This is a genomic window from Pseudomonas sp. VS40, assembly GCF_018587885.1.
GTDB lineage: Bacteria > Pseudomonadota > Gammaproteobacteria > Pseudomonadales > Pseudomonadaceae > Aquipseudomonas > Aquipseudomonas pergaminensis.
In genome coordinates this window covers 869,563-895,993 of the sequence record NZ_JAGYWD010000002.1, presented here as the reverse complement: position 1 = coordinate 895,993, position 26,431 = coordinate 869,563, and the positions used below count along the sequence as shown (strand labels likewise).

The window sequence follows — 26,431 nt, the reverse complement described above, 5'->3', positions numbered from 1 at the left end:
TTCTTTTCGGCCACTTGATTGACCGCTTGGATTTTGAATTCTTCGGGATAACGTGGGTTGCTCATGGCACCTCCTAATTGGCCTCAGTTTAAGGCAAAGAGGTGTCTACGAAACCCGAGGCGATTCAGGTCGCTCAGACGATGAAGCCGAAAATGGTTATAGAACGCTTGGCCTAAGCGCTGATTATCGAATGCTCCGCGTTCCCAAAGAGTTAAAAACTCTTGATACGCAACGCGCTCAATTTCCAGTCTCGGCATGCTTTCCATATACACATCCATTTATGTCAGCGATGACCGAATCCTACTGGCGCCGGACAGATGCGGCAATGCGCGTTTGGGAGCGATTTTTAATCATCCGAGCTGGCTTTGGAGTTTTTACACACTCTGGGCCGAGAGCTGTCAGTCATAGCTGCTCCATGTTGACAGAGCTTCCGAAGAAAATTTTGACTAGGCTCTAGAACAATATTTTCAGGCAGAAAAAGTTCAAATATGCCCCCAGTTTTGCCCCCGGTTGCATCAGGTTTGCGAGCGATCGCGAGTGGCGATTCCTGACAGAGACCAAGATGGATTCGGATGGATTTCAGATCTTGCCGCCCAGGCAATTGGCGTCCATGACCGCTAGCTTGAAGTGCCCGGTAATGTGTTCATGCAATTGGAGATGGCCTTCGATCAGTTTTGTCACGCGTTGCGCAGGCGTCAATCTTCGCGTTTTGATCAGGTCAACGTGCGACAACAACGCGTGATACAGCTCCATCAGCCATTCAAATAGCATTGCCTCTTTGCTCTGTACATGTTGATAAATCGCTCTCGGGCTAATTCCAACGTGCGCCGCCAGTTCAAGCATGCTGACCGGGCTGAAACTGCGCTCCTTGAACACCTCCAGCGCCCGGCGCTGGAACTCCGAGCGGCTCAGCACGCCAGCCTCCACCGCCGGGTCATGTGGCGAGTACCTGCTGCTTGGCGATTTCCTGGTTGCGCAGGATGAATCGCTGCAACTTGCCGCTGGGGGTCTTGGGCAGTCGCTCGACGAATTCGATTTCCCGGGGGTACGCATGTGCGGCCAGGCGCTGTCGGACATGCAGGCGCAGCACCTCAGCCAACTCGGCGCTGGGCAGGTACTCACGGTTCAACACGATAAACGCCATGATCAGCTCCGTACGTTGCGGGTCGGGTTTGCCGATGACGGCAGCCTCAACCACGGCCGGGTGTTCGATGAGAGCACTCTCCACATCAAACGGCCCGACGCGATAGCCCGAGGTGGTGATCACGTCGTCGTTGCGGCCGACGAAGCTGATACTGCCGTCGTCATTGAGCTCAACGATATCGCCGCTCAAGTAATAACGGCCGACAAACGCCTGGGTCGGCATGCCGAAGTATCCACTGAACCAGCACAGGGGCGAGCGCTCGCGGTCCACCGCCAACACGCCAGGCTGGCCGGCCGGCAGTTCCCGGTGCTGATGATCGAGCACGACAATTCGATGGCCCGGCATCGCGTAACCGGCCGAGCCCTCACGAACAGGGTGCTGCAACCCATGGTGATTGCACAGCACCATGCCGATTTCGGTCTGACCGTAATGATCATGGATGACCACGCCGGCTTGTTCGGCAAACCAACGGATGACTTGTGGGTTGAGCGGCTCGCCGGCGCTGCTGACCACACGCAACTGACCTCGCGCCGCGCCGGCGAACTCCGCGCCCGCCGCGATCAGCAAGCGATAGGCCGTAGGCGAGCCGGCCAGGTTGCTGATCGCGTATTTTTTGATGATCCGGCAGGTGGTGTCCACCGAGAAAGCGCCGTCATAGAACAGCGTGGCGTGGCCGCACGCCAACGGGCCGGTGACCGCGTAATACAGGCCATAGGCCCAACCCGGGTCGGCCAGGTTCCAGAAACGGTCGTCTTCGCGCAGATCGATCGCTTCACGCATGTAGCCCTTGAAGGCCAGGAGGGCGCTCAAGGGCACCTCCAGCGGCTTGGCCGGCCCCGTGGTTCCGGAGGTGCACATCAGCAAAAACGGTGCACCGGCGTCCAGCAATTGCGGTGTGCATTGCGTCGGGTACTGATCCAGCGTACGCCAGAAGTCGTAATCGCTCGGATGCGCCGGGGCACCGTCGGCCACGATGATGGGCGGGCAGTCGCTGACATCATCCAGCTTGGGGCGGTTGAGGGCATCGGTCACGATCCAGCGTGCCTTCGAGCAACCCAACCGCTGCTCAATGGCCCTGGGACCGAAGGCGGTAAAGAGCGGCTGGTAGACCGCGCCGATACGCCAGGTCCCCAGAATGGCGATCAACAATTCAACCGTGCGCGGCATCAGGCCCGCGACACGATCTCCCGGTTGGACGCCTTGCTCGCGCAGGAAATTGCCGAAGCGCGCCGCGTGGTCCTGTAGTTCGCGGAAGGTGTGGCGCGTGGCGCGGTCATCCCGCGTTTCGCAATACAACGCGACGGCATCGCCCTCGGCGTGCCGGTCGCAACATTCGATACAGGCATTCAAGGCATTCAGCTCGCCGTGCAAATCCCGGGCGGCCAATTGTAGAAAGTCGAAAGAGTTCACTGCTGAGGTGTAATCGCGCATAACGCACCCGATTGTTATTGTTGGAATAGGTTGTGTGTCCACGCCTGCCGCGTGGGATGTTCATCTGATCAGTTGTGCATCATCTCGGCCGCTTGCTGGGTTGCCTGGCTGGTACGGGTGGCGAGTTTGCGCACTTCATCGGCGACCACCGCAAACCCGCGCCCGGCATCGCCGGCGCGCGCCGCCTCGATGGCGGCGTTCAACGCCAGCAGGTTGGTCTGGCTGGCAATGCCCTGGATGGTGGCGACAATCTGCGTGAGCTTGTTGAGGGTGTCCTGCATCACCCGATGCTGTTGTGCCTGCGCCTCGCGCATCGTGCTTTCTTCATGGCGGGCGTGGATATCGGTGATCGCGCCGACCACCCGCTGCGGGGAGCCGTCCTGCGCACGGCGGGTTTGCCCGCGGCCACGAAACCAGCGGTAAGTGCCGTTCTGGTGTTTCAGGCGATAGTCAACGTCGAAAGGGGTCTTGCCGCTACGGTCTTCAACATGGGCGACAAACGCCGCAATGGCCCGCGCGCTGTCCTCGGGGTGCAGGCGCGAGGTCCAGCTTTCCAGGGTGTTGGGGAACTCCTCGACGGTGTTGCAGCCCAGCAGCCGGCGCATTTGTGACGACCACCAGATGGTGTTCTTCGGGTTCGCCGGGTCGCCGGCCACCACCTCGATATCCCACAGCCCGTCATGCAGCATCTCCCGAGATATATCGAAGCGGGTGGCCGCCAACTCAAGGGCCTCGTGATGCTGGTGCTGCTCGTGGATATCACGCACGCTGCCGCCAATGGCCAGTGCCATGCCTTGTGCGTCACGTCGCGCTACACCGCTGACCCGGCACCAGCGATAGTCGCCGTCGCCGACAGGCTTCATGCGCACGTCCAACGCAAACGGCGTGCGCCCACTGCGATCGGCCAGATGCCGGGTGAGCGCATCCAGATGCACTGGCTGGTCTGCCGGGTGCAACTGGTCGCTCCATCGGCTCAGTTGATCAACCCCCTGGACCTGGATCGACGTCGGTCCCGCCCACTGCATGGCAGAGGTCGGCGCGGGGGCTGGGGTGCCCTGCAGTTCCAGTGCCCAGAACAGTTCATCCGCGCCTTGGCTGACCAGGTCCCAGTACGCCTCATGTTGGCGCGTCTGTTGGTTACGATCGGCCAGGTGTGCTTCCAATTGGGCGACTTGCGCAGCCAGCGCACGTGCCTGGGCCTTCAGGGTTTGCCGCTCCTGCAGCAGGTGGTCGACGCCGGTCAGCAGGCGGCGCAGTAATGGATTATTCGACGACACGGGCGCGCTGGCCTGGTCAGGTTGCTCCAACCTGTCGGCGAGCGGCGCCAAGACCCAGCGGGCGGTGCGGCTGAAAAAAAGCATAAACACCTCTAGCTCGGTTAAATGGAAGCCGTCGGGCTGGCCGACAAGGCACGGGTGTCAAAGGCCGTCGCCCCCGGCAGGGCGGGCCAGGCCGCCGGGCCCGCGGCGATTTCCTCGGGGCTGAGCAGGCAATGGTCGAGTTCGCGCTGCAACGCCTGTGTATCGAGGTCCTGGCCGATAAAGACCAGCTCCTGCCGACAGTCGCCGACCACGCCGTCCCACTTGGCCATGATGCCTTGCAAGCGGTATTCGTCCTTTGGCCATTGCGACGGCGCTATGAAGCTCCACCAATGCCCCACATAGTCCCACTGGAATTGCTTGCCGCTGTGCACCAGCAAGCCGGTTTCCAGGTGTCGGCTGGCAAGCCAGAAGTAACCTTTGCTGCGCAACAGGCGCCCGTTGCTCCAGGGGCGCTTGAGAAAGTCGAGCAAGCGCTGGGGGTGAAACGGTGCGCGCTCGCGGTACACCCAGGAGGTCACACCGTAGGTGTCCGACTCGGACGCCGTTGCGCTGTCAGGCTCCAGCTTGCGCATCCAGCCCGGCGCTGCCGCAAGGCTGGGTAGATCGAACAGACGGGTATCGAGGATGCTGGCCAACCTGACGTTGCCCTGGGTCATCGGCAGGATCCGTGCGGTCGGGTTGAGGCCCGCAAGGATCGCCCGCACAGCCTGATAGGCCGGCTCGTCGATCAGGTCCAGTTTGTTGACGAGGATCACGTTGGCGTACTCCACCTGCTCAATCAGCAGGTCCGCCAGCGGGCGTCTGGGCGCGTCTACCTGGGCATCGTCGCGGGCGACGCTGTCCGGTGACTCCAGCAATGCTTGAAAACAGCTGCCGTCGACCACCGTCACCAAGGTATCGAGCCGCGCCAGTTCGCTGAGGCTGAAGCCCTCGGCGTCAAGGAAGGCGAACGTCTCCGCGACCGGCATCGGCTCCGAGATCCCGGTGGATTCGATAAGCAGGTAGTCGAAGCGCTGTTGACGCGCCAGCGCGCTGATCTGTTCGAGCAGATCGGCGCGCAGCGTGCAGCAGATACAGCCATTGCTCATCTCGATCAACTCATCGCGGCCACGGTGCAGCGATACATCGCGCTGCACCTCTGCGGCATCGATGTTGATCTCGCTCATGTCGTTGACGATGACCGCGACTCTCAGGCCCTCGCGATTGCGCAGGATGTGGTTGAGCAGGGTGGTCTTGCCGGCGCCGAGGAAGCCGGAAAGCACGGTCACCGGCAGTCGGCCCGCCTGGGCGCCGTCCATCACACGTTCACCGCTGGACGGCCCTCGGCCGGGTCCAGGTAGCTTTCGAACAGGTCGACCACCACGAAACCTTCATCTGCCGCGTCGCCCCACAGGTCTTTGCTGTGGAACTCGACGTGGTAGGTCGGCTGATGCGCCGCGCTGGTATCGCCGTGACCGATGGCATCCGGGAAAGGCCATTTTTCCGAGGTGCGATGCAACACCACGCCCTGCTTGCCGCGTACGTAGGCCGGCATGCGGATATGTCCCGCCACATATTCGTCGCGCACCACCACCCGATCGCCGACCTCAAACGGTGCTCGCCCGGTGATCGCGGCACGGCCTTCAGCATGTGCCGGGTTCGCCAGCTTGAAGTGGCTACCCAGCGCCTGGTCCAGCTCGGCCTGGGTGAGCACGCCGGTTTCGACCAGCAGGGTAGCGGTCGCGATGACATAGCGTTCGTAGTATTGGGTGCCGACATGTTGGCGAACATCCAGGCGTTCGACAGCGTGACGCACTTCGTCCACGCTGAACTTCTTCAGCTGATCGACACCGATAAACATCAAGCTGTAGGCCAGGTGCTCCCAGTCCTGCTTGAAGACCTTCTTATAGTCCAGGCTATTGATGGTGTGAGGGACTTTGCCAAAGCCTTGGAAACCGCCGAGATCGTGGAAACCATCCATAATTGAAACTCCGGTAATTGAACGATGGGGCGTTGCTTGTCTCAATCAACGCGGGGCAGGGCGACGCCAATCAGCACGTCTTTGGTCACTAGGGCCTGAAGCTGCTCCTCGCTCATGTGCTCGGTGCCTTCAGGCCGTACCGGCAGCACCAGGTAGCGGCTTTCGGCGCTGGTGTCCCAGACCTTGACCACCATGTCGTTCGGCAGCTCGGTGCCCAGCTCGCGCAGGACGGTGCGGCCCTCTCGGACCAGGCGCGCGCGGAACTCGAAGCCCTTGTACCACTCCGGCGGCAGGCCGAGCACAGGCCAGTTGGTGCATGAACACAGGCTGCAGACAATCACGTTTTTCAGCTGGGGCGTGTCTTCCAGGGCGACGATGTATTCGCCCTGCGGGCCGGTGTAGCCAAACTGGGCGCAGGCGGCGGTGCCGTCCTTGAGCAACAGCGCCCGGAACTGCGGATCGACCCAGGCCTTGGCGACCACGCGGGCGCCGTTTTCCGGGCTCCAGCCGTGCTCCATCAATTGCGTGAGCTGCTCGACGTAACCCTGTGGGATGAGCTCCTTGCTCTTGAGGACTTGAAACAATGCCCAGGCTCTTTCGCCGGGTGTCGAGGTGCTCGCAGAAGTGGGCGTAGATGGACTCATTGAGGTATCTCCTATCAGTCAACGCGGTTGTGGAGTGATTGAAACGTGCCGGTCGTTCTTATTGTTTTGCAGGGTTGAAACTTAGAGCGTGCGCCAGTCCACCGCGGCTTCGAACGCCGCCGCCGCCTGGTAGATCGTGCCTTCAGCGTAGTGCCTGGCGATCAGCATCAAGCCGACGGGCATGCCGTCCACCGAGCCGCACGGAATCGACATGGCGGGATGTCCGGTGATGTCCTGAGGCGCGGTGTTGCCGATCATTTCCAGGGCACGCGCCACGTATTCGGTGATCGAGCAGTGCGCTGGCGGGTGCGGTTGGGCCGTGATGGGGGTGGTCGGCATCACCAGCAGGTCATAGGACTGCAATGCCTTGTCATAGCCTTGCCGGGCAAAGCGCGCCAGGTTCTGGGCCTTGGCGTAGTAACGCCCGTGGTAGTGCGTCAGGCCGTATTGGCCGACGAACATGCAGAGCTTGAGAGACGCGGACAATTGGTCGGCCTGTTCGCGCCAGCCGGCTTGTTTGTCCAGCAGGCCGATGTCGTACAGGCCTTTCCAGTTAAAACCGGCGCCGTTGCCATGCATCATCTGCATGGTCAGACCTTCGCAGCCGATGGGGTGCCACAGCGATCCCGCCAGGTTGTGTTCGGGAATGGACACCGGCTCGACCTGCGCGCCCAAGGCCTCGAGATGGGCGATGGCCTCGCGCACCTTGTCCGCCACGCGTGGGTCTTGATTGGCCAGCGCGAACCCTTCCTGCACGACGCCGATTCTGAGCCCGCTCACGCCCCGCCCCAGGTAGCTGCCATAGTCATCGACCTGCGGCTCTGCCTGGCGTGGGTCGAGGCCATCGGAACCGGCCATGGCCTGCAGCATCAACGCGTTGTCGCGCACGTTGGCGGTAATCGGGCCGACGTGATCGATGGTCGCTTCAATCGCCATGATGCCGGTGTAGGGCACCAGGCCATGGGTTGGCTTCATTCCGTAGGTTCCGCAGAAAGCCGACGGGATGCGGATGGAGCCACCTTGGTCGCCGCCTACGGCGATGTCCACCTCGCCGGCGGCGACCAGGGCAGCGCTGCCCGATGAGGAACCGCCAGCGGCGTAACCGTGACGATGAGGGTTGTGCACCGGGGCTGGGTCAGAGGTGTGGCTGCCCCCCGAGAGGCAGTAGTGCTCGCAGGTGGCTTTGCCGAGGATGGTCGCGCCGGCATCGAGCAAACGCGTGACCACGGTGGCGTCGAACGAAGGGACAAACCCCTCCAGTGGCGCGGCGCCGTTCATCATCGGGACGCCGGCCAGGGCGATGTTGTCTTTGAGAGCGACGGTCTTGCCCGCCAGCGTGCCTGAACTGGCGCCCATCACTTCCGTCTTGTAGTACCAGGCGTTGAGCGTGTTTTCAGTGTGCGAGGGGCGATAGCCCGCGCTGCGCTCGTAGCGCACCAGCGGTGTGAAATCGGGCAGATCATCGACCAGGTCGTACGCATCGAAACTGGATTGCATGAGCGCCAGATATTCGCTGGCTTGTTCGCGTGTCAGCTGTATGTGCAGGCTGGTGGCGAGGTCCTGCAGTTGTTCGACAGTCGGGCGGATGATGGCCATGAGACGTCCTGTTTCCTGAAGTGGGCTGGCAAATGTCTGTGCACATGTCTCGCGGCGAGGTCCTGCAAAGGTGTCCGCGTGACTGGGATCTGTGACTAAGCTATCTCTGGTGATCGAACGGCGCTTGGTTGAGCAAGACAGCCATTTGGTTGAAAGGGACGGGTGTGTCCCGTGAGCTTCAGCTGCCAGGGCGAACCCCGGCAGCAGGGCGTATGCCCTGAAGATCCAAACGGCTTATTTCTGGGGTTCAGGCGTTGCGTCTTGCGCAGATGACTTCTCGTGTTTGGGCCAGATAACGCCGACGCTTTTCATGCCCTTGGCGGGGTCCATTTCAGGGTGGGCGAGTACGACGTCCCGATAGGAGGGGCTACCTATCACCGCCGGCTTGAACTTGATGAGAAAGTCATTGACCTCTTTGCGCAGGTTCGCCGCCAGGTCGTAGTCGTTGTAGCACTCCTCGAGACAATCGAGCACGGCTTGCCAGTGCACCTCGGTAAGCCCCATGCCCCGATGTGCGGTGACCATGTCCCGCCCCCGGTATTTGGCGCTTCCGCCCCAGTGCTCAGAGAGGAAATCGACAAAATTGATGTGTTCTTTCTGGAACGTTGATTCGGACATATGGGCCCAGATGTGCCCGATGGCAGGGTGGCCCATTGTTTTTCTCAAGACGGCGCCGGCGAACTGATAGATAACGTCGTAGCCCCCGAGTCGCGTGTAGAGGGAGGGCTGTTGTTCCAGGGCGGGTTGTTGGTCGGTCATGTGTGATTTCTCCGTTTCAGTGGGGACAATCTCATTGGCTACGGCTGACGGGTACACGTTAGATCTGCTCTCGCGCACACGCTTGGCTGGTGAGGACAACCGTTTGATCCAGGCGGACAGGGGTCAGAAAACCCGTGCGTAACGCAGGTTCATGCGAAAGTTTTCCTTTGGCCCGTTCTCCACGGACAGGTCGCGGCCCAGTTGCAGCTGAAGCTGGTCCTTGGCGGTGACGAACTTGGTGGCGGTGACGCGAAAGTTGGTGGTCTGCATCTTGTCGTCCTGGTTGACACCCGCGACCTGGGTTTCACCGCCCCAGTTGTGGCCAAAGCCAATGGCCAGCGCGGTGGTCGGGTCAGGCATGTAGCGGCCCATCAACTGGGTTTCGTAGGAAACGTCCTGCTCCCTGCGGGCGGAGTTGGCGCCGAAGTCGTTGTTGTCGCCATACCAAATGGCATCGCCTACGAGGTCGACGGCCCACTTTTCCGAGAAGTGCTTGATGTAGGCCGCCTGGAGGTCAACCTTCCAGCGGTTCTCGCCCAGGTTGAGCGCGTCGTTCTTATCGTAGTTGCCGCTAGGCACGTAGAGGTAAGCAGTGGCGCCGAGGACGTCTTTGGCATCGTTTAGCGTGTATTTGAGCGGCGCGGTGAGAATGAGGTCGCCCACGCCACTGGTGTTGCCCAAGGCGGAAGCGTCACCGCCGCTTGAGACATGGCCGAAGGGCAACAGGAGTTGTGGCGAGACGGTGAGTCGCTCGCTCAGCTGGTAGACGTGCAGCAGTCGCAGAATGCCGACGTCGGAAGTCAGGTCGAAATCGGAACTGATTTTGTGGCCTTGGGCGTAGGCACTCTTCGTGGTGGAGTGCTGGTAGTAGAGCAGGCCAAGCGTTGCATCAGCGGGTAACTGCTCGTAGTCGCCAGGGGCTACCTCGACAGCGTGGGCGCAAAGGCTGGGGAGGAGGGCTGCAAGCGACAGGTAACGAAACTGTTTCATGGTCGAGGATCCTTTTTGCGGGCAAAAAGAGCCCCGCTATCGCCAGTCAGGCAAAGCGCAGGGCTAAAAGTGGAGTCAGGGCTGGCGTCAGGCGGGCGATACTTGCGCGTCGCGCAACATGCCGGTCTGCGGGTGGCAGTTGATGTACTCGAAGATCTGGCTCTTGGCGTCCGATACCGATACTTCGTGGTACAGCCGCAACTTCTTCAAGCCCGCGGCCACGCGAAAGAAGGTCACGAAAATACGCAGGTGGGTCGGGTGGGATTCGGCCCAGCGTTCGAGTTTCTCCACCGAGCGCCAGTGACCGATGTTGTAGCTGACGTCGAGAAAGTTGCCGTCCAGGTCGATATTGCGCACGAACCGGTTGCTGTAGCAGCCCAGCGGTTGGCCGTTGTCTCGCAGGAAGTCCATGCCGTCCTGCAAGGTCGGCAGGATTTCGTCGAGGTACAGCGAGCGCTCTTCAGCCTCGGCATCCGCCCAGTCCTGGCCGGAACGGATCAGCGTGAGGTTGTCATGCCCCAGCACCACCACGCGCCTACCTTTGGCCGGGTCACCGGCGATCACTTGCAGCTCGCTCGTCGGCTTCATCCAGTCCGTCTGCGAGATGGGGAAGCGGTCGCGCATCGAGCCCCAATAACCATGCTCTTCGATTTCGCCGCTGATGCGATCCATGACCGCGCCGACACCGGGTAGGTTGTCCTGGAAGGCGTACAGCGTCTCGAATTGCTCGGCGCGTGGTGCGCTGATCTCGCGAAAATAGCCAAGGCCGTCGTTGAGCCTGTCCTCTGATGCCCACCAGGCGTTGACCGGCGCCGAGCGCAGCCAGCGGCAGTGAGCCGCCGGGTCTTTCCAGTAGCCGACCACAATCAGGTTATCGAAGCCGCTGTTGTCGGTGTGGTGGGTCAAGTCATGGGTCTGCGGGCCATCGGCCAGGCTGAAACTTTCGACGATATGACGCATCGCCTGCAGCGCGGCTGCGCGCTGCGCTTCGCCGCGATACTGCACGCCGAAGTAAGCCATCACCACCTGTTCCAAATGCTCGTCGGCGCGTGCCACCCACATTGCAAAGGGCGGCTGGTACTCATCGGGCACGCGGCGAGACAGGGTGCGCGGGCATTTGAGATGTGTGTCGATTGCAGATTCCATGTTGAGCTCCTCGTTATTTTGGTTCAGGCCTACGGTTGGGCATCAGTACTTGGGCGGCTGGCCGCGCTTGGCGGCCTGTCGTCGGTGCAGCAGCTTCATCGCCCCCCACTCGATCAACCAATACGCCGACTCTTCAGGCACGAGGTCGCGCCTCTGCAGGAGCCAGGAGGTGTCAGCCAAGGGGGGTGAACAGGGTCGATGCATGGCGAGCCTCATCAGCGGGGGTTGAGTTGCTGTGAGGTGGAAATTAGGCGTGACGACGAGCAGCCGCTTGGTTCGTCGAGACAACCGTTTGGTTGGAAAAGACAGCGTAAGCAGGCGCGCGCGGGCATGATCGAGGTTGGTGCACCACCGCTGTAAACACACGGGGCCGTGCCTCTTAATGGGTAGGGCGAGGTCGTCACCCGGCATACGGGCGAGGGGAGACAATGTCGGTGACAGACGCGTGTCGATCACTCACCTGCGCCCGTGAAGGCGCCTGGCCTGTTAATTGCTAGCGCTGAAAAGCCGGTAACACCTTTTCCAGCTCTTACTGCATTGCTGTACCGAGGTCAGTGTCATGAATCCAAGTACTCAGTATTCGACCCTCGCTGTCGCCGCACCCCGTCGCTTTGAATACTGGAAAGAAGTGGTCTGTCGCCATTGCCTGGCGGCCGACAGCAAACCCCTGTCCCAGAGCAGTTTCGATGGCGCGCTCGCGGTCAATGCGTTAGGCGCTCTGGACATCTGTTCGCTGTCATCGCCACTGCATTACTGGGAGCGTTCCGAGCAGCATCTGCGCAGCGGTCCGGCCGACGATTTATGGTTGGGGTTTGCCCGAAACGGTCATGGCCAGATTGAACAGGGCGGCAGGAAAGCCAGCCTGGCAACCGGTAATTTGTTTCTTTATGACGCAACGCAAGCGTTCCGATTCAGCCTCGGTGGTACCGAAAACCACCTGGTGCGCATCCCGCGAGCCCTGCTCAGTGAACGCATGCCGCGTATTGCGGATTACACCGCGATGGTCCTCGATGATCGACGGCCTGGCGTGATCCCCTTGCGTGAAATGCTGCGCCACGCGGCCAATACGCCTGCTGCATTCCAGGATGAAGGCATCTCCAGTCGTTATTCAGAGGCGTTGCTCGACCTGCTGGTGATCAGCCTGGAACTTCAGGACCTGAAGGCCGTTCACCAGGAGCTGGACCTCTACGGCCGCATCATGCAGTACATCCAACGCCATCTGGCCGAGCCGGACCTGTCGATCGAGGTCATCGCCCAAGCCCACAATGTGTCTACCCGCACCGTTACGCGTGCCTTTGCGCGCTACCAGAAAACCCCTGCGGCAGAGATCTGGAGAGAACGGCTGAATGCCAGCCGGGAAGCGATCGAGCGTGGCCAGGTGCGCAGTGTCTCGCAGGCCGCGCTGGACTTCGGGTTTTCTGACTTCTCGCATTTCAGCCATGCGTTTCGCAAGGCGTTTGGGGTGGCGCCGAATACGCTTTTACGTCGCAATTGAAACTACCGGGTTTATAAAGTCGACGTGAAGATGGGCGTTCATGGGGATGGGCATGCCGAAGTACCCGAAATGTAATTCTCCTTCCTTCTCACATTCTTCATTGCCGGTTCTGCCCTGGCTTGCTGGATGCCGTCGGTACCCTTTTCCGCAGGCGCATGCATGCTGCTGCGGCTACCTTGGCCTCTATTCTGCTCAGTCTAGGATCCGACGCAGTACTTGGCAGGCCATTGGGGGCATCCTTTTCAAACTATCCATGCATACCCTCGGATATGCCCCTGGTGTGGCAATCCACTGGAAGTGGATGGGGCTCAATGGTCTGTGAAAAGGCAGAAATGATCAGCTGAACAGCCTGCCAGGCGTCCCCTAGAGACTCTCAGGGTCGCCGAAGAACATTTTGACTTGGCTCTAGGACGGTGCTTTCAGCTAAAAAAATCAAGTTATGCCCCCACTTTTGCCCCCATTTGCACCGGGTGTGCGAGTGATCGCGAATGGCGATTTCTGAAGCGGGGCGGGGTGGACGTGACTGGTATTCAGTGCGCCTCCGTATACTGGATGACCAACCAGAATCCGGCAAATCCCTGGTTGTTCGATGAGTCGATATGCGAACTACTTAGCCCTCCGAGATGAGACATATGGTGTGACGTCTCTGTCTTCTACCGCCTGAGGCTTGAAGTACTGCCCTTTGGCTTTCAGCGCATGGATGATGCGACGTTAGGCATAAGCGGTGCCGTATGAGGTGCTCGGGCCTTGGATGTTGAGTACCAATTCCCCTCCGTAGTTTCGCTCGTACCTCAATTCTCTCAAGGCTCCCGCCGCTTCACCATTTGCCTCGGCGATCTCGATCACCAATTCCCTTAAGGCCGATTGGTCGGTGTCTGGTAGCTCTGCGGAAAACTTGACCTGGCGTTGGCTTTGAAAGCCTCCGCCACTGGCCGAGCCTATTCGGTTAAATGTGATGTGGGCGAGCAGGACTACTTCCATGGTCTGAACCTTCTATGTGAGTCTTACTTTTTTGTCGTAGGGGGCAGCGTCAAGGCCAAGTGCCCCCCCTGGGTTCTTTCTAATTCGCACCCAGCAATGATTTACCGATTGCGTTGTAGCGGTGCGATGAGAAGGCCCCAAAGCGTCTCTGCACCGCCTTCTTGAGAAAGCTTCTGGTCTTGGCGAGTGTGGAACGCCATGCCGAAGGTTTTCAGGTACATGGACTGGTCGTCCGTATTTACGGTGAGCGCCTCGTTGTACGAGCCGCCGCCAAACGAGTCTCCATGGCTGTAGTAGATACCGGCACCCATCTGGCCGCCGGTGAACACTGCCGCTTTTGCACCCCCGTATGTGACGTGCAGGCTTCTATTGATTGACGTTGATGTTCCCGGTTGCGCCACTGATGTCGCGGAAGATTCCGAAAAAATAAAAAATATATATAAATCAATATGATGATTTTAATTCGCTACAAGCTCTGCGCTTTCGTCGTTTTATTGGCTGATTAATATCAAAGGGCCATATTGACAGATTGTTGGACGATATTTATTCTTTGCAGGATGTTTCAAGGACTGAACGCGATGACTAATGGATTAGTTGCACCTGCCCGCCTGTGCCTCATAGAAAAATTCCTGTTGTGCCCACCGGACCGTCTCACAACGGTTCTTGATCATGATTCTGCCTTTTGCCTGACGCAGTTGGACCTCAAGTCTAAGGTTTATCAGGTGCGTCAGGTACTCCGCCAACGTGCCCTTGAACCGGGGCAGGTCGTAGCGATCTGCATGTCTTCGAGCATGGAGGTGCTGACCGTGGTGCTCGCCGCGTGGGCCGAAAGATTGGCAATCGCGCTTCTGCCGCACGATTTAACTCATACGACAATGCGTGATGGCAGCGGGTTGGCCGCAATGCTGGAGTTGATTGAACCTGCGTTGATAATGACCAGCGGGACGATAGCGACGAAGTTGCCGGGCTCATGGTCAGACGTCGCCCTGACGGATGACGAGTTGCTCAAGCAGATGAGCGCGATAGCCGATTACGTCGATGAGCCAGCCTTGAGCCGCCCTGAAGACTTGGCGATTTTACAGTTCACATCTGGCAGTACCGGAATGCCTAAAGCGGTGTGCATCAGTCAGTCGATGCTCAGTTCCAATTGTCAGGCAATTGCCGAGCGTGTAAACGTCGACACGACCGACCGGATGGTCAGTTGGTTGCCGCTTCACCACGACATGGGGCTTTCCGCATTGACGCTGGCCTGGTGGTGTTCTATCGATCTGGTGCTGATGCCAACTCACGAGTTTTCTCGACAGCCCATGTCTTGGCTGCAGGCACTTTCTCGCTTCAAGGGTACCTTGTCACCAGCGCCAACTTCTGCATTTGCCTTGCTCAGCCGCCTCGCCGGACGCGTGCGCGAAGGTGAACTGGACTTGTCCCATTGGCGCTATGCCTGGGTGGGTGCCGAGCCAGTGTTTTATGACCACCTCCGTCAGTTTGAAATTGCCTTCGCAGTTCATGGCCTGCAAGTGGGTGTACTGCAACCGGCGTACGGTATGGCGGAAGCAGTGGTTGCGGTTTCACTCAACGCGCCTGGACAAGGTATGCGCGTTCGCTGGTTGGACACTCAAAGCCTGCACAGCTCAATGCTGTTCAAAGAGCAAGCGCCTGGCACTCCCGGCTCTGCACCTTATCTAGGAAATGGCACGGCAGTCGGTGAAACCGAATTTCGAGTCGTAGATGAACACGAAATTTGTTTGACGCAGGGCCAGCTTGGCCGGCTGCAGATCAGGGGCGACAGTATCATTCGCCGTTACTTGAAAATGGATGCGGTGCGACCCGAAGCAAAAGATTGGTATGACACGGGTGATCTGGGCTTTCTGCTGAACGATGAAGTGTTCATTACCGGGCGCAGCAAGGACTTGATTACGCGTGCAGGCGTCAACGTCAATCCGCACATTATTGAATGGGCGCTGGAAAGTGCCTTCAATTTAGCTGCCGGTTCTGTCGCTGCCTTCTCCTGCATCGACATTCAGCGTTCAAAGGAATGCGTTGTAGTGGTCATGGCGAGTAATGCTCTTGGCACTCGGGATCCAGCGGAGTTGCGTCGCGAAGTGGCGCAGATCGTTGTACGCCAAGCCGGCGTCCAGGTGGATGAGGTGCTGCTGATCCGCCGCTCGGAATTCCCTAAAACCACAAGTGGGAAAATCCAGCGTCAGGCATTAAGTCGACTGTATTTGAGTAACCGTTTGAGTTCTGCTGCCGTCACTACTGACCGCGTTTCCGCTTAATCATCTTTTACAACAGCACGGATTGCATACGTGCAAGGAGCACTTGTGTTTGATGTTATTTGCCAGACGATAAAAAGCCTTTCAATACAGGGAATTCTACCGGCTCATTTGAACAGTTCCGAGATAAAGGCTAACGATACGCTGTTGGACTTGGGCTTGGACTCAATGGGGCAACTAACGCTGCTCTCCGAGTTGAAAGGTCGTTTATCGCTGAGCTTGCCTGCCGACCAAGTTGATGCGACGACAACGCTTCAGGAGTTGGCGATGATACTTGAGCGTGCGAACACACTCGCGTTTTCCGCGGCGGTATAAAGGGATCGTCTATGTCCACTAATATGTCTGTAAAAATGCCGTGGTTCGTCAGTGCCAAGGTCGACACGCTGGCTATTCTGGTTGGAGGCCCATTGATTTCGGTCGCGCTGTTACTGGCTATTATGCAGGGACCGGCGTTTCTGGTGGGCGCGTTGTTATTTGCGCTGTTCCTAGATATTCCCCATGTACTGCATACGCACGTTCGATTGTTCGCTGAGCCGCAGGAATACCAGCGCCACAAAGTGCAATTCTGGGCGGGATTAGTTGTTATCACTGTCTTGTGCGTCGGCCTCTACAGCCTGAATGCTTTACCTTGGATTGTGGCGATCTGGGTTTATTGGCAGCCCTATCATGTGTGTAAACAGCATTTTGGTGTGGCGGCACTTTATGCGAAGAAGGCCGGGTATAAACATTCCACTTTGCCGATTCGCAACATGGTATTGGCCGGGTTTGCTGCGCCGCTGATTTATCGCATCACTCACGGTGGTTTTCATTTTGGAAACTACGAACTGTTTGAGCAGACGCTGCCGTTTGCGAACATCTCAATTCCAACGCCGGCACTCGCGCCGTTCTGGGCTTGGTTGGCATACGCTGTATTCGCAGCCACGACGCTTCAATTCCTGGTTGCCGAGCGGCGACAGCAGCGTCATCAAGAAGCCTTGCCGCGGTTCGTCTTGGTCATGCTGGCGGTTTCGCTGGGTCTGTATAACGCCGCTTACCTGCTGGTGAACGATCTGTACGCGCTTATTTTGATCGGTACCAGCATCCACGCGCTGCAATACCACTTGGTGTGCACGTCTACCGTAATGGCTGGACTGCGCCGAACTGAAACCCAGCCAGCCGTCACAGGCGCCTTGGGTGTTGCACACGGTTGGGTCAAGCGGATGGGGGCTAAACCGTGGATCTGGTTCAGTACGCTGGGGCTGGCCAGTCTGTTGGTGCTCAGCCTGGAGATGCCTTCCGTAGGGCTGGTACCGCTGATCATCGTTCTGCATCACTTCTATCTGGATGGTGTCATTTGGAAACGTCGGTGAAGCCTGTCGCAAACCTGGACGGGCGTACCTTCGTGGACGAGTTGCGCCCATTGATCGAGGACTTGCGACGCCATCATGCATGGCGCTATCGCTTGGACTTCGGATTGAGCATCGGCTTGTTCTGGGTCGCACTGTCCATGCTGGAAGGCGCCGGTTCTGTGACTTGGCCTTTATGGTATGGCACGGCGGTGTTCACGCTTTACCGGTCGGCCATGTTCATTCATGAGCTGAGCCATATGCCGCGCCGCGCTGTACCCGGGTTCAACCTGATGTGGAACCTGGCGTGTGGTATCCCACTGCTGTTGCCATCGTTTTTGTATTTGAGCCATATCGACCACCATACCCTTGGGCGCTACGGCACTCGCCAGGATCCGGAGTACCTGCCCTTTGAGCAGCAGTTTGGCCGCAGTGTGATCACCTTATTGGTCGGTACGCTTTTTACGCCGCTATTGCTGTTGGTACGTTTTGCAGTACTTGGCCCGGCCTCTTGGTGCATTGCGCGGCTGCGTCGGCGGGTCATCGAGCGATACAGTGCGGTCACCTTACATGCCGCCTACCGAAACACGGCGACGCGTTTTCGTAGCGCACGCGGCTACAACTACCTGCTGGAGATAGCGACCAGCCTTTATGCGTGGGGGCTGATCGCTGCAGCAGGCTCAGAGATGTTGCCGTGGTCGCGTGTCGGCCTGTTCCTTGCCGTCATTTATGGTGTGTTGTTCATCAACATGTTCCGTACATGCCTGGCGCATCGGTATGCCTCCAGCGGCGAACCGGTATCACTTCAATGGCAATTGGCCGATTCGTCGACCCATGATCGCCAGGGAAGTTGGCTGGAACTGCTTGAGCCCCTGAGCCAACGCTATCACGCCATGCATCATCTTTTTCCGGCATTGCCCTATCACTCTTTGAGACCAGCCCATGAACGAATCATGGTGGCCGAGGGTGTGGCGGCGGATCTTTATCGACAGACAGCGGGTCGGCTATCGCCCGTTTCGTCACCCTACAGCACAGAGAATCTTTCATGAGCCCTTGGCAGCAAATCAGTCCATTTGAGCAGCATGTGAATCCTGCGGTCGGCGAATTGATTCGTCGGGTAGGGCTCGACAAAACGTTTGTCCGCGGGGAGGGCTGCTACCTCTATGACGCACAAGGACGTGCTTACCTGGATTTTCTCGGTGCGTACGGTGCGCTGCCATTCGGCCATAGTCCGGACGCATTGCTGGCCGAACTGGCCAGCTTTCAACTGAGTCGGGAACCGATCTTTGTGCAGCCATCCTCCCTGGCGGCAAGTGGGTTGCTTGCACAGCGTCTATTAACAATCGCGCCAGGCGATTACCGAAGCGTGACCTTTCAAAACAGTGGCGCCGAAACGGTAGAGGCGGCACTTAAAGCCTGCCTTATCAAGACAGGTCGCAAGCGCATTTTGTCGACCCACCAGAGCTTCCATGGCAAGACGCTCGGAGCGCTTTCAGCGACAGGCTCGGATAAATATCAGGAAGGTTTCCAAGCGCCGTTGCCTGGTTTTGATTTTGTTGACTATGGCGACATTCAGGCCCTTGAAGACCAATTACAGCGCCACCCTGACGCCTACGCTGCAGTAATCATTGAACCGGTACAGGGCGAGGGTGGAATCAATCTGCCGCCGCCCGAGTACTTGCAGCAAATCAGGGCCGCCTGTGATCGCAGCGGCACCCTGTTGATTATCGATGAGGTTCAAACCGGACTGGGACGCACCGGGCAGATGTTCGCCAGTGCGGGGGTGCAAGCGGACTGCCTGCTGCTGGCGAAAGCCCTGGGCGGCGGGGTCATGCCGATCGGTGCCTGCCTGCTCAGCAAGAACGCGTACAGCGAAGACTTCCAGAACAAGCATTCATCTACGTTCGGCGGCAACACACTGGCCTGCCGCATCGGGCTGAAAGTGCTGGATATACTGGACGAACGTCAAGACCTGCTGGACAGCGTGCGAGATAACGGACGCTACCTGCTGGAACAGCTCAACGAGCTGGCGGCAAGACACGCTTCGATCATCAAGGAAGTACGCGGTGCGGGCTACCTGATCGGCATCGAGTTTGATCTTGATCGCAGTCACTATCCGCAATTCTACGGCGGCTTCACCGGCATCATGGGGGAGCAGGAAAGCCTTGTTCCCATTCTCGCAAGCTACTTGCTCAATGTTGAAGGTGTACGCGTTGCACCGACCCTCAACGGCGCGAACGTGATGCGTGTCGAGCCTCCCCTCATTGCCGGGCGAGCCGAGTGTGAAGTGTTTATCCAGGCGCTGGCTCGCACACTGCAATGGGTGGAGGAGGGGCGTACGGGCACATTACTTGCGCATCTGCTTGATGCTCAGCCCTGCTCGTCGGGACCACCGCCAGCGCCGCTGCATCAGATCAGCTTTACCGAGGCAGTGCCTGATAACCATTTTGCATTTGTTTTGCATCCCCTGGAGCTCTCGAACTATGCCGAATTCGATGAAAGCCTGAGTCATTATTCTCAACAGTCGTTGCGCATGCTTGAAGAGCGCTTGAATCCGTTGATGGACCCATTTTTCGTCTCTACGGTCGAGCTTACATCGCCTGCCACCGGTCGCAGAGTGACCGGTGATCTGATCATGGTGCCACGCTCCGCGGCGCAGTTGGCGGCGATGCCCGTTGAGGAGTCCTGTGAACTGATCGGCCAGGCCATCGACATGGCCAAGCAACGCGGTGCAACGTTGGTCGGGCTAGGCGGGCATACCTCAATCGTGACTGGTGGTGGCTTGCGTTTGTTGGATAAAGGCGTGGCCCTGACGACGGGTAACAGTTACACGCTGCTTACAGCGGTCGAGGCATCGTGCCGTGCGGTTGAAATGACAGGGCGCCGTATGCAGGACATGCGCGTTGCGGTTATTGGTGCCACCGGAAGCATAGGCTCGGCCATCGCGCGGTTGATTGCGATGCAGGCCGGACAGGTCACCCTGGTGGGTAACCCGATGAGTGCACGGTTCAATACGCCGCGCTTTGCCTCTGTCATTACTCAGTTGGTGAACTTCTGCACGCAGGGCGTGCCGGCGCCCGGCAGCGTACTTGCCGGAATCGCTGAGCGTTTGAATGAACACGATAGTGCGGATCTCGCAGCCTTGTTGTTGACTGAAAACGGTGAGCGTACCGCGCTGCGCTGGAGTAACGACATCAACCTTTCGTTGGCCGACGCTGACTTGGTACTGATTGCGACTAACAGCGCCGAGCGTTTTATCAGCGCCGATGACATCGCCGAAGGGGCCATCCTGTGTGATATCTCCCGACCCGCCAATGTCAGCCAGGATATCTCCAGTCGCCGGCCGGACGTGCTGGTGCTTGACGGTGGCATTGTCGAAATGCCCGGAGAAGCACGCTTGGGCTCACGTTACGGTATCCCGCAAGACCTCGCATACGCCTGCATGGCCGAAACCATGATGCTCGCCCTCGAAGGTATTTCCTGCCACACGAGCCTTGGTCTGGACCTCAGCAATGATGACCTTGAATTGGTTCAATCGTTGTCCGTGCGCCACGGTTTCATGCTGGCTGGATTTCGCAGTTTTGATAAAGCCCTCGATCCCGATCAGTGGCGCAGATACGCCGAACGATTCAGCACCGCTACCGCTGTCGAAACCATCTAAGAGAGTATCCGAGTATGCCCGTATTGGTAAAAACCACCCTCATCAAGGGGCGTAGCTGTGCCGAGGTGTTCGACTTCTGCATGGAAGGTGTGAACTTCCCGAAGATCTTCCCGGAGCGCGTTACCCCACTTGGAAACATAGATATTGCTGACCTGCGGATCGAGCAAGGGCGTCAATTCCGTTTCCGGCATTGGATGTTCGGGTTTATCCCTGCCAATTGGACCGTTGGCATTCGCGAAGTGAAAGACAACGAGTATTTCATTGATGAAATGATCAAGGGGCCTCTGAGTGCGTTCCGGCATGAGCATCGCGTTGAATCCGCTGCCGGGGGGACGCTTTATACCGATCGAGTGACTTATCACGCCATAGGCGGTGCGCTGTTTGAGTGGTTGTTTGTCGACGCCTATATGGACCGGATATTTGAAGCACGTCACCGCAACATGCAACAGCTTTTGGACCTCTCATGATTGCTGTCGAAGCAGTGGATACTGCAAAGCGGTTAAGGCAGTTTATCGACCTGCCTTTTCGTCTGTACGCCGACGACCAGCACTGGGTTGCGCCCTTACGCAGTGACATGAAACGGATATTGTCACCACGACATAACCCCTTCTTTCGCGAAGCGCAGATTGAGCATTTTCTGGCGCTGGATGATCAAGGTCAGGCCCAAGGTCGAGTCAGCGTATGTATTCACGCGGCATACAACCTGCGCTTTGGTCATGAGCACGTTTTTTTCGGTTTTTTTGAAGTCGCGCCAGACCCCGCCGTCACGAGGGCATTATTCAATGCGGTAGGTCAATGGGCGAGAGCGCGTGGCAAATCAAGGTTACTGGGGCCTTACAGTTATACCTCGACACAGGATGCTGCGTTGTTACTCGAGAACATCGACGGCCGGCCTCCCACGCTGCTGCAAACCTATAACCCGCTTTGGTACGCCGACGCTCTCAAGCAGGCGGGTTTCGAGTTGGCTTTCACCTTCAGCACGTATGGGGTTGACGTGGAGCAGTACCGTGCGCGACGCAAGGCCAGCCGCAGTGAAAAAGTATTGCCAGGTAGCCAGTTCAGTGTGCGCAGTGCTACGCGGACTGACTTGCGTTCGAATCTGGAGGAAATCCGCTGTTTGTTCAACAGTGCATTTGCCGAGAACTATGAGGTCGCGCCGATCTCCAAGGCCAGTTTCAAATTCCAGATCGATAGTGTGAAGACGTTTATCGATCTTGAAGGCATCAAGCTTATTGAATTGGACGGCCGGGCCGTAGCATTTTTCCTGATTTTGCCGGACCTCAACCAGATCTTGAGTCGACTCAAGGGTCATTTCGGTCTGTTCGACCTGCTCAAGCTAAATCGTTACAAGCGCGGCGTCACCGGTGGTGTCATCGCACTTATCGGTGCCGACCCATCCGTCCAGGGAAGTGGTCTAGGCCGGTTAATCGGCGATGAGATCGTGCGTTACGCCGAACCGCGCTTTCAACGTGTTGACACCATGTGGATCGACGACCGCAATCCTTCCAGCTACGTACTTGCACGTAATGTCGGAATGCGTCGGACCAAGCGCTACGGTGTTTTCGGACTCAATTTAGACCAAACCCCGGGTTAAACTGGAGCTGTAATCGAAATGGATAATCCCTTGATTTCTCTTGTGGGGCTGAAAAAATTCTACCCCAGCGGTGACGGGCGCAGTTTAGTGCTCAATGACATCAACCTGACGATACCTCGCGCCAGCATGACGGTGATCAGAGGTGTATCAGGCTCGGGCAAAACCACGCTGCTCAATGTGCTGGGCGGTTTGGATCGTGTGGATGAGGGGCTGGTCCAGGTCGCAGACGCACGCCTGAACGCCATGGACTTCAAGGCATTGACGCGTTTCAGGGCGGAGCGGGTAGGGTTCATCTTCCAGTTTCACAACTTGATCCCGACGTTGACGGTGAAGGAAAACGTGCTGACTGGGCTTGAACCGATCCGCTCAGTCACTTTGCAGGATCATGCGCGCGCGCAGGAATATTTGCGCAAAGTTGGTCTGCACGAACACGCCGAAAAATTCCCTTCAAAACTCTCCGGAGGTCAGCAACAGCGGGTCGCTATTGCGCGAGCGCTTATCAAGGAACCTCAGTTGATTCTCGCGGACGAGCCCACCGGCAGTCTTGACGAAGAGACAGGCATGCGTGTTTTTGAACTGCTGCGTCAGATGCAGGAAGAGAAGCAGGTCACGGTGGTCATCGTCACGCACAACCCCGCACTTGGGCAGCACGCCGATAACGTCTACGAGATGCGCTCCGGCAACCTGCACAGGGCCGAACCATGAACATGCTGATGCGGCATGTGCTTCGCTCGGTTCTGGTCATTCGCTATCGCTTGCTGACCATCGCACTGATCTGTGCCTCAACCTTTGGTGTGCTGGTGGGTGCCTATTCGGCGATCGACAGTCTGTTCGATACGGTTGAGGACATTCAGTCCCACGCATCGATGGCCGATCTGGAAGTCATCTTTGCGCCGGACGATCTGATCAACCTCCCGGCATTCGATGACATTGCTGGCGTAACCGCGACCCATCACCGCTTACTGATGCCAGGGTTGGTGCCTTTGGGCGGTAGTCAGCCGGTCGCAGGATTGATGGTGAGTGCCGAAGCCGCGGATTTCTCGGCGGTCAATCGACTGAAGGTCTTGCAAGGTCGCCTGCCTAATGCAGCGGACGTTGCAGGGATTGCCCTTGAGCGTAACTGTGCGAAATTCCATGCGAAGGGCGTGGGCGACCGTTTTGATTTTATTGCCGGCGCTGCCAGGTATCCGGTGGAGGTTATCGGCATCGTTGAAAGCCCAGAGTATCTGGTCGCGCCGCTGAACCCCAGTGTGTACGTGCCCAGCAATGGCTCGCTGTGTGTGTTGTTTGCTGACCAGGGCCTCATGCGCCAGCAGTTGGGTTTTTCAGCCAGCAACAGCTTATTGTTCAGCGTGTCGCCGCATGCGTCGATGAATGACGTCAAGCAGCGCATTACCGCGCGAGCGCAGTCGCGTCTGGCCGTCGATTACGTGCTGCCGCGCCAGGAGCAGTTCAGCCAAAAGTTCCTCGAGTTGGACCTCAATACCTTCAAGGTTTTCCTGCCGACGGTTGTGCTGATTTTTGCGCTGTCATCGACCTTGGTGGTGTTTTTCCTCATGTTCCAATGGGCCAAGGAAGAACGCCCGTTGATCGCGATGTTTCTCACGCTGGGCTATACGCGTCGACAGGTCGTTTGCGCTTACAGCCTGCCTGCGCTGATGCTGATTGTGCTCGCTTTGGTGCTGGGTTGCGGCCTGGCGCTGTTTGATATGTATGCATTCGGCTGGAACTATGCACGCGCCATCGGCATGCCCGAGCCACAGTTGATGTTCAAGCCAGCTTATCTATGGCGAGCCGGATTATTGCTGTGCTGCACCGTCGCCCTGGGCATGTACTTGCCGATGCGCTCGATCATTCGCATCACGCCGATGGACGCCCTGCGTGACGTTGGCGCAGGTCAGGAGCAAGCGTTTGCGCTGCGTATGGTCGCCTGCCTGCGTCATATCGGAGGACCGTTCTGGTTTCGTTATTCGTTGCGCAACTTGCTGCGCAGCTGGCGCATCAGCCTGGTCACGGTGCTGGCAATGTCGGCGAGTATCGCAATCACCATTGCCTTCTATATTTCCCTGACGTCCATGGAGCGAACCGCGATCAGCAACGTGGAGCGCGACAACTGGAGTCGCGTGGTCGATCTGGATGCGCCCTGGTGGGACGAAGATATCGGACGTCTCGAAGGCCTGGCGTCAGGCAGTCGCTGGTCGACGTTCGTCAAGGGCGGGGCGCAGGTTCTGGGCGGAGGGCAGCTGGATAACGCCAGTCTCCTGGGTATCGAGCCGGCAGACAGCGTGCGTCACGTAAACCTGATGGAAGGCCGGATGTTGTTGGACGGCGATCTTGACGCGCTGGTTATTGAACGCCGCATCGCCATCGCCCATGACGTCCACCCAGGTGACCGTTTGAATCTAAAAGTGCGAGGGAACGTCTATCCGGCCAAGGTCGTCGGGGTGTTTTCCGGGGCGCTGCCGGGTGAAGTGATTACGACGCGCCGCTTCGCTCAGCAAATGCTGTCACTGGATGAGCAGTTTACCGGCGCTTACCTGGTGGATGCGGGGAGCAGTGGCCTGGACGATGCGAGAATCTATGAGTTGGCAGGCGTGGTACGGGTTACGTCCAAGCAGAACATAGTCGCCTCCATCTTGGAGATCAGTTCGCATATCTGGGTGATCATTCACATCTCTGCGTTGATGAGTATTGCGATTGCACTGCTGTTTGCGGTGACCAGCATGAACTTCAGCATCGTGGGGCGTCGCGGCGAATATGGCGTGTTGAGAATTCTCGGTTTCAGCGACCGAAGTGTGTCGCTCATCATGCTTTGCGAAACCTTCAGCGTTGCGCTGCTTGCTGGCGTGGTGTCCATCCCGCTGGGCTATGGTCTCGGAGGCGTCCTCAATCACCGCCTGACGGACGTCTGGTTCAAGATTAACACCGACCCCGCCTTCAGTGATTTCTGGAGAGTCATCCTGCCCGCCTTGGTGATTATTCCATTCGCAGCAATGCCTGCCATTCGTCATGTATTGCGTATTCCCGCGGTAGACACGCTCAAACTCAGGAATTTTGGATGAACAGCAAACTGCTAACTGCCTTGCCTCTTTTAATGCTTTGCACATGGCCCGCCTTCGCCGACGATGCGCTGGCGGTCATGCAGGATTCTGATCGCCGTATGAAGGCACAGGACGAAAAAGTCGACTATCGCATGGAGCTGTTTGAGGGCGAGCGGCTGACCTTTACACGCCAACTGAGTCGCTTGGACAAGCGTATGAGCGACCGCATGGGCACCTTGGTACGGTTCACCGCGCCCGCGGCCGTCAAGAATGTTGCGCTGTTAATTGAGGACAGTGGAAAAGCCGCGAACGACATCTGGTCTTATACCCCTTCGACCAAAAGCTTGAGACGACTGGCCGGTTCTCAAAAGCAGAATTGGTTCATGGGGACAGACTTCACCTATGAAGACTTTGAGGACTACAAGCTGCTGAACTACACGTTCACCAGCCTCGCGACCTCCCAGCCCTGCCTCAGTTGGCCGGCATGCAGGCAGATTGAAGCGAAGGCGCGTAGCGAAGAGGCAGATATTTCCGGCTATTCACGCAAGGTCTATTACCTCGAAGAGCAGAGCCGTTACCCGGTGCAGGTTGATTACTTTAACCGCCAGGGGGTGCTGGTCAAACAGCTTAAAAGCGACGGCTTGCAAGTTGTTGACGGATTCAGCAGGCCTACGGCCCAGACCATGCACAATCTAGCAGCCAATAAGAGCACGCGGATGATTGTCGAGAAAGTGAGCATCAACCCTGGCATCTCGGATGCTGAATTCACTCAACGTGCCTTGCGCACTGAACACTGATCCCGAGAGTCCTGTATGTCGACTGAATCGCTGCAAACCCTGGTGCTAGAGTTGCTCGCCAGCACGCTGGAACTGGATATCACTGAGCTGGATACGCAACTGAGCATCGAAGAGCTGGGGCTCGACTCGCTGGACGTGCTGAAGCTCACCTACGCAATTGAAAAGCGATTCGCTGTCAATTTATCAGCGTACAGCCATACCGATATCAGCTCCGTGTCTCGCCTGGTGGAAATACTTGCTGAACGGCTGGCCTCCAAGTGAGCGGTTTC

Annotated in this window: 22 protein-coding genes and 3 pseudogenes; 12 read left to right on the top strand and 13 right to left on the bottom strand. The window is 58.1% G+C overall.

Features of this window, described 5'->3' with window-relative positions:
- Nucleotides 1-591: 591 nt before the first annotated feature.
- The 11 genes and pseudogenes from KHP07_RS09125 to oxdA form a co-directional block, all read right to left on the bottom strand.
- Nucleotides 592-912: pseudogene (locus KHP07_RS09125) on the bottom strand (TetR/AcrR family transcriptional regulator); the annotation flags it as partial.
- A 22-nt stretch (nucleotides 913-934) separates the two neighbouring features.
- Complete coding sequence (locus KHP07_RS09120) at nucleotides 935-2,575, bottom strand: AMP-binding protein (RefSeq protein ID WP_214497073.1); 1,641 nt, start codon at nucleotides 2,573-2,575, stop codon at nucleotides 935-937.
- Between the two features lie 77 nt (nucleotides 2,576-2,652).
- Nucleotides 2,653-2,907, bottom strand: a pseudogene (locus tag KHP07_RS29890) (methyl-accepting chemotaxis protein); the annotation flags it as partial.
- A 30-nt stretch (nucleotides 2,908-2,937) separates the two neighbouring features.
- Nucleotides 2,938-3,600: pseudogene (locus KHP07_RS29885) on the bottom strand (PAS domain-containing protein); the annotation flags it as partial.
- Nucleotides 3,601-3,953: 353 nt separating this feature from the next.
- On the bottom strand, nucleotides 3,954-5,198 hold the full coding sequence (locus KHP07_RS09110) for a GTP-binding protein (RefSeq protein ID WP_214497071.1): 1,245 nt from the start codon (nucleotides 5,196-5,198) through the stop codon (nucleotides 3,954-3,956).
- A complete protein-coding gene (gene nthB, locus KHP07_RS09105; RefSeq protein WP_058426056.1) occupies nucleotides 5,195-5,857 on the bottom strand; it encodes a nitrile hydratase subunit beta in 663 nt (220 codons plus the stop codon). Before nthB ends, KHP07_RS09110 begins: the two co-directional genes overlap by 4 nt.
- A gap of 41 nt (nucleotides 5,858-5,898) precedes the next feature.
- Nucleotides 5,899-6,501: a nitrile hydratase subunit alpha gene (nthA, locus tag KHP07_RS09100; RefSeq protein ID WP_071495697.1), complete on the bottom strand. Its 603-nt coding sequence runs from the start codon at nucleotides 6,499-6,501 to the stop codon at nucleotides 5,899-5,901.
- An 81-nt stretch (nucleotides 6,502-6,582) separates the two neighbouring features.
- Nucleotides 6,583-8,097: an amidase gene (locus KHP07_RS09095; protein WP_214497070.1), complete on the bottom strand. Its 1,515-nt coding sequence runs from the start codon at nucleotides 8,095-8,097 to the stop codon at nucleotides 6,583-6,585.
- A gap of 234 nt (nucleotides 8,098-8,331) precedes the next feature.
- Nucleotides 8,332-8,856: a group I truncated hemoglobin gene (locus KHP07_RS09090; protein WP_058426053.1), complete on the bottom strand. Its 525-nt coding sequence runs from the start codon at nucleotides 8,854-8,856 to the stop codon at nucleotides 8,332-8,334.
- 123 nt (nucleotides 8,857-8,979) lie between these two features.
- Nucleotides 8,980-9,846, bottom strand: coding sequence for a transporter (locus KHP07_RS09085; protein ID WP_071495695.1), 867 nt, complete (start codon nucleotides 9,844-9,846; stop codon nucleotides 8,980-8,982).
- A gap of 87 nt (nucleotides 9,847-9,933) precedes the next feature.
- Nucleotides 9,934-10,992, bottom strand: a complete 1,059-nt coding sequence (gene oxdA, locus KHP07_RS09080) for an aliphatic aldoxime dehydratase (RefSeq protein WP_214497069.1) — start codon at nucleotides 10,990-10,992, stop codon at nucleotides 9,934-9,936.
- 559 nt (nucleotides 10,993-11,551) lie between these two features.
- On the opposite strand from oxdA, the gene KHP07_RS09075 reads away from it, so the two are divergent.
- Nucleotides 11,552-12,487 carry an AraC-like ligand-binding domain-containing protein gene (locus tag KHP07_RS09075; protein WP_214497068.1) on the top strand — a complete coding sequence of 312 codons (936 nt, stop codon included), beginning with the start codon at nucleotides 11,552-11,554 and terminating at the stop codon, nucleotides 12,485-12,487.
- Nucleotides 12,488-13,198: 711 nt separating this feature from the next.
- Here KHP07_RS09075 and KHP07_RS09070 read toward each other — a convergent pair.
- Both KHP07_RS09070 and KHP07_RS09065 read right to left on the bottom strand, forming a co-directional pair.
- Nucleotides 13,199-13,468 carry a hypothetical protein gene (locus KHP07_RS09070; RefSeq protein WP_214497067.1) on the bottom strand — a complete coding sequence of 90 codons (270 nt, stop codon included), beginning with the start codon at nucleotides 13,466-13,468 and terminating at the stop codon, nucleotides 13,199-13,201.
- A 101-nt stretch (nucleotides 13,469-13,569) separates the two neighbouring features.
- Nucleotides 13,570-13,797, bottom strand: coding sequence for a hypothetical protein (locus tag KHP07_RS09065; protein WP_502937529.1), 228 nt, complete (start codon nucleotides 13,795-13,797; stop codon nucleotides 13,570-13,572).
- A gap of 249 nt (nucleotides 13,798-14,046) precedes the next feature.
- Between KHP07_RS09065 and KHP07_RS09060 the strand changes: the two genes are divergently transcribed.
- Genes KHP07_RS09060 through KHP07_RS09010 form a run of 11 tightly spaced genes read left to right on the top strand, consistent with a single transcriptional unit; the run spans nucleotide 14,047 to nucleotide 26,423 of the window.
- Complete coding sequence (locus KHP07_RS09060; RefSeq protein ID WP_214497066.1) at nucleotides 14,047-15,747, top strand: AMP-binding protein; 1,701 nt, start codon at nucleotides 14,047-14,049, stop codon at nucleotides 15,745-15,747.
- A 45-nt stretch (nucleotides 15,748-15,792) separates the two neighbouring features.
- Entirely contained in the window at nucleotides 15,793-16,059 is a 267-nt protein-coding gene (locus KHP07_RS29525; protein ID WP_214497065.1) for an acyl carrier protein, read from the top strand.
- An 11-nt stretch (nucleotides 16,060-16,070) separates the two neighbouring features.
- A complete protein-coding gene (locus KHP07_RS09050; protein WP_214497064.1) occupies nucleotides 16,071-17,093 on the top strand; it encodes a hypothetical protein in 1,023 nt (340 codons plus the stop codon).
- Nucleotides 17,078-18,118 (top strand): fatty acid desaturase family protein, encoded by a 1,041-nt coding sequence (locus KHP07_RS09045; protein ID WP_214497063.1) that lies wholly within the window; start codon nucleotides 17,078-17,080, stop codon nucleotides 18,116-18,118. Before KHP07_RS09050 ends, KHP07_RS09045 begins: the two co-directional genes overlap by 16 nt.
- The gene (locus KHP07_RS09040; RefSeq protein WP_214497062.1) at nucleotides 18,115-20,730 is read left to right on the top strand and encodes an aminotransferase class III-fold pyridoxal phosphate-dependent enzyme; all 2,616 of its coding nucleotides are present in this window, start codon (nucleotides 18,115-18,117) and stop codon (nucleotides 20,728-20,730) included. Before KHP07_RS09045 ends, KHP07_RS09040 begins: the two co-directional genes overlap by 4 nt.
- A 14-nt stretch (nucleotides 20,731-20,744) precedes the next feature.
- Nucleotides 20,745-21,197, top strand: coding sequence for an SRPBCC family protein (locus tag KHP07_RS09035; protein ID WP_214497061.1), 453 nt, complete (start codon nucleotides 20,745-20,747; stop codon nucleotides 21,195-21,197).
- On the top strand, nucleotides 21,194-22,324 hold the full coding sequence (locus tag KHP07_RS09030) for a hypothetical protein (RefSeq protein ID WP_214497060.1): 1,131 nt from the start codon (nucleotides 21,194-21,196) through the stop codon (nucleotides 22,322-22,324). Before KHP07_RS09035 ends, KHP07_RS09030 begins: the two co-directional genes overlap by 4 nt.
- A gap of 18 nt (nucleotides 22,325-22,342) precedes the next feature.
- Nucleotides 22,343-23,029, top strand: a complete 687-nt coding sequence (locus KHP07_RS09025; protein WP_214497059.1) for an ABC transporter ATP-binding protein — start codon at nucleotides 22,343-22,345, stop codon at nucleotides 23,027-23,029.
- A complete protein-coding gene (locus tag KHP07_RS09020; RefSeq protein WP_214497058.1) occupies nucleotides 23,026-25,386 on the top strand; it encodes an ABC transporter permease in 2,361 nt (786 codons plus the stop codon). The genes KHP07_RS09025 and KHP07_RS09020 overlap by 4 nt, the downstream gene beginning before the upstream one ends.
- The gene (locus KHP07_RS09015) at nucleotides 25,383-26,162 is read left to right on the top strand and encodes an outer membrane lipoprotein-sorting protein (protein WP_214497057.1); all 780 of its coding nucleotides are present in this window, start codon (nucleotides 25,383-25,385) and stop codon (nucleotides 26,160-26,162) included. The genes KHP07_RS09020 and KHP07_RS09015 overlap by 4 nt, the downstream gene beginning before the upstream one ends.
- A 15-nt stretch (nucleotides 26,163-26,177) precedes the next feature.
- The gene (locus tag KHP07_RS09010) at nucleotides 26,178-26,423 is read left to right on the top strand and encodes an acyl carrier protein (protein ID WP_060742439.1); all 246 of its coding nucleotides are present in this window, start codon (nucleotides 26,178-26,180) and stop codon (nucleotides 26,421-26,423) included.
- Nucleotides 26,424-26,431 lie beyond the last annotated feature (8 nt).

Excerpts from the sequence above, each read along its gene's own strand:
- KHP07_RS09060 (WP_214497066.1), top strand. The coding sequence starts at position 14,047 with ATGACTAATGGATTAGTTGCACCTGCCCGCCTGTGCCTCATAGAAAAA.
- KHP07_RS09035 (WP_214497061.1), top strand. The coding sequence starts at position 20,745 with ATGCCCGTATTGGTAAAAACCACCCTCATCAAGGGGCGTAGCTGTGCC.
- KHP07_RS09120 (WP_214497073.1), bottom strand. The coding sequence starts at position 2,575 with ATGCGCGATTACACCTCAGCAGTGAACTCTTTCGACTTTCTACAATTG.
- KHP07_RS09075 (WP_214497068.1), top strand. The coding sequence starts at position 11,552 with ATGAATCCAAGTACTCAGTATTCGACCCTCGCTGTCGCCGCACCCCGT.
- KHP07_RS09085 (WP_071495695.1), bottom strand. The coding sequence starts at position 9,846 with ATGAAACAGTTTCGTTACCTGTCGCTTGCAGCCCTCCTCCCCAGCCTT.
- KHP07_RS09010 (WP_060742439.1), top strand. The coding sequence starts at position 26,178 with ATGTCGACTGAATCGCTGCAAACCCTGGTGCTAGAGTTGCTCGCCAGC.
- KHP07_RS09015 (WP_214497057.1), top strand. The coding sequence starts at position 25,383 with ATGAACAGCAAACTGCTAACTGCCTTGCCTCTTTTAATGCTTTGCACA.
- KHP07_RS09095 (WP_214497070.1), bottom strand. The coding sequence starts at position 8,097 with ATGGCCATCATCCGCCCGACTGTCGAACAACTGCAGGACCTCGCCACC.
- KHP07_RS09030 (WP_214497060.1), top strand. The coding sequence starts at position 21,194 with ATGATTGCTGTCGAAGCAGTGGATACTGCAAAGCGGTTAAGGCAGTTT.
- KHP07_RS09050 (WP_214497064.1), top strand. The coding sequence starts at position 16,071 with ATGTCCACTAATATGTCTGTAAAAATGCCGTGGTTCGTCAGTGCCAAG.
- KHP07_RS09070 (WP_214497067.1), bottom strand. The coding sequence starts at position 13,468 with ATGGAAGTAGTCCTGCTCGCCCACATCACATTTAACCGAATAGGCTCG.
- KHP07_RS09040 (WP_214497062.1), top strand. The coding sequence starts at position 18,115 with ATGAGCCCTTGGCAGCAAATCAGTCCATTTGAGCAGCATGTGAATCCT.
- nthB (WP_058426056.1), bottom strand. The coding sequence starts at position 5,857 with ATGGATGGTTTCCACGATCTCGGCGGTTTCCAAGGCTTTGGCAAAGTC.
- oxdA (WP_214497069.1), bottom strand. The coding sequence starts at position 10,992 with ATGGAATCTGCAATCGACACACATCTCAAATGCCCGCGCACCCTGTCT.
- KHP07_RS09025 (WP_214497059.1), top strand. The coding sequence starts at position 22,343 with ATGGATAATCCCTTGATTTCTCTTGTGGGGCTGAAAAAATTCTACCCC.
- KHP07_RS09090 (WP_058426053.1), bottom strand. The coding sequence starts at position 8,856 with ATGACCGACCAACAACCCGCCCTGGAACAACAGCCCTCCCTCTACACG.
- nthA (WP_071495697.1), bottom strand. The coding sequence starts at position 6,501 with ATGAGTCCATCTACGCCCACTTCTGCGAGCACCTCGACACCCGGCGAA.
- KHP07_RS09020 (WP_214497058.1), top strand. The coding sequence starts at position 23,026 with ATGAACATGCTGATGCGGCATGTGCTTCGCTCGGTTCTGGTCATTCGC.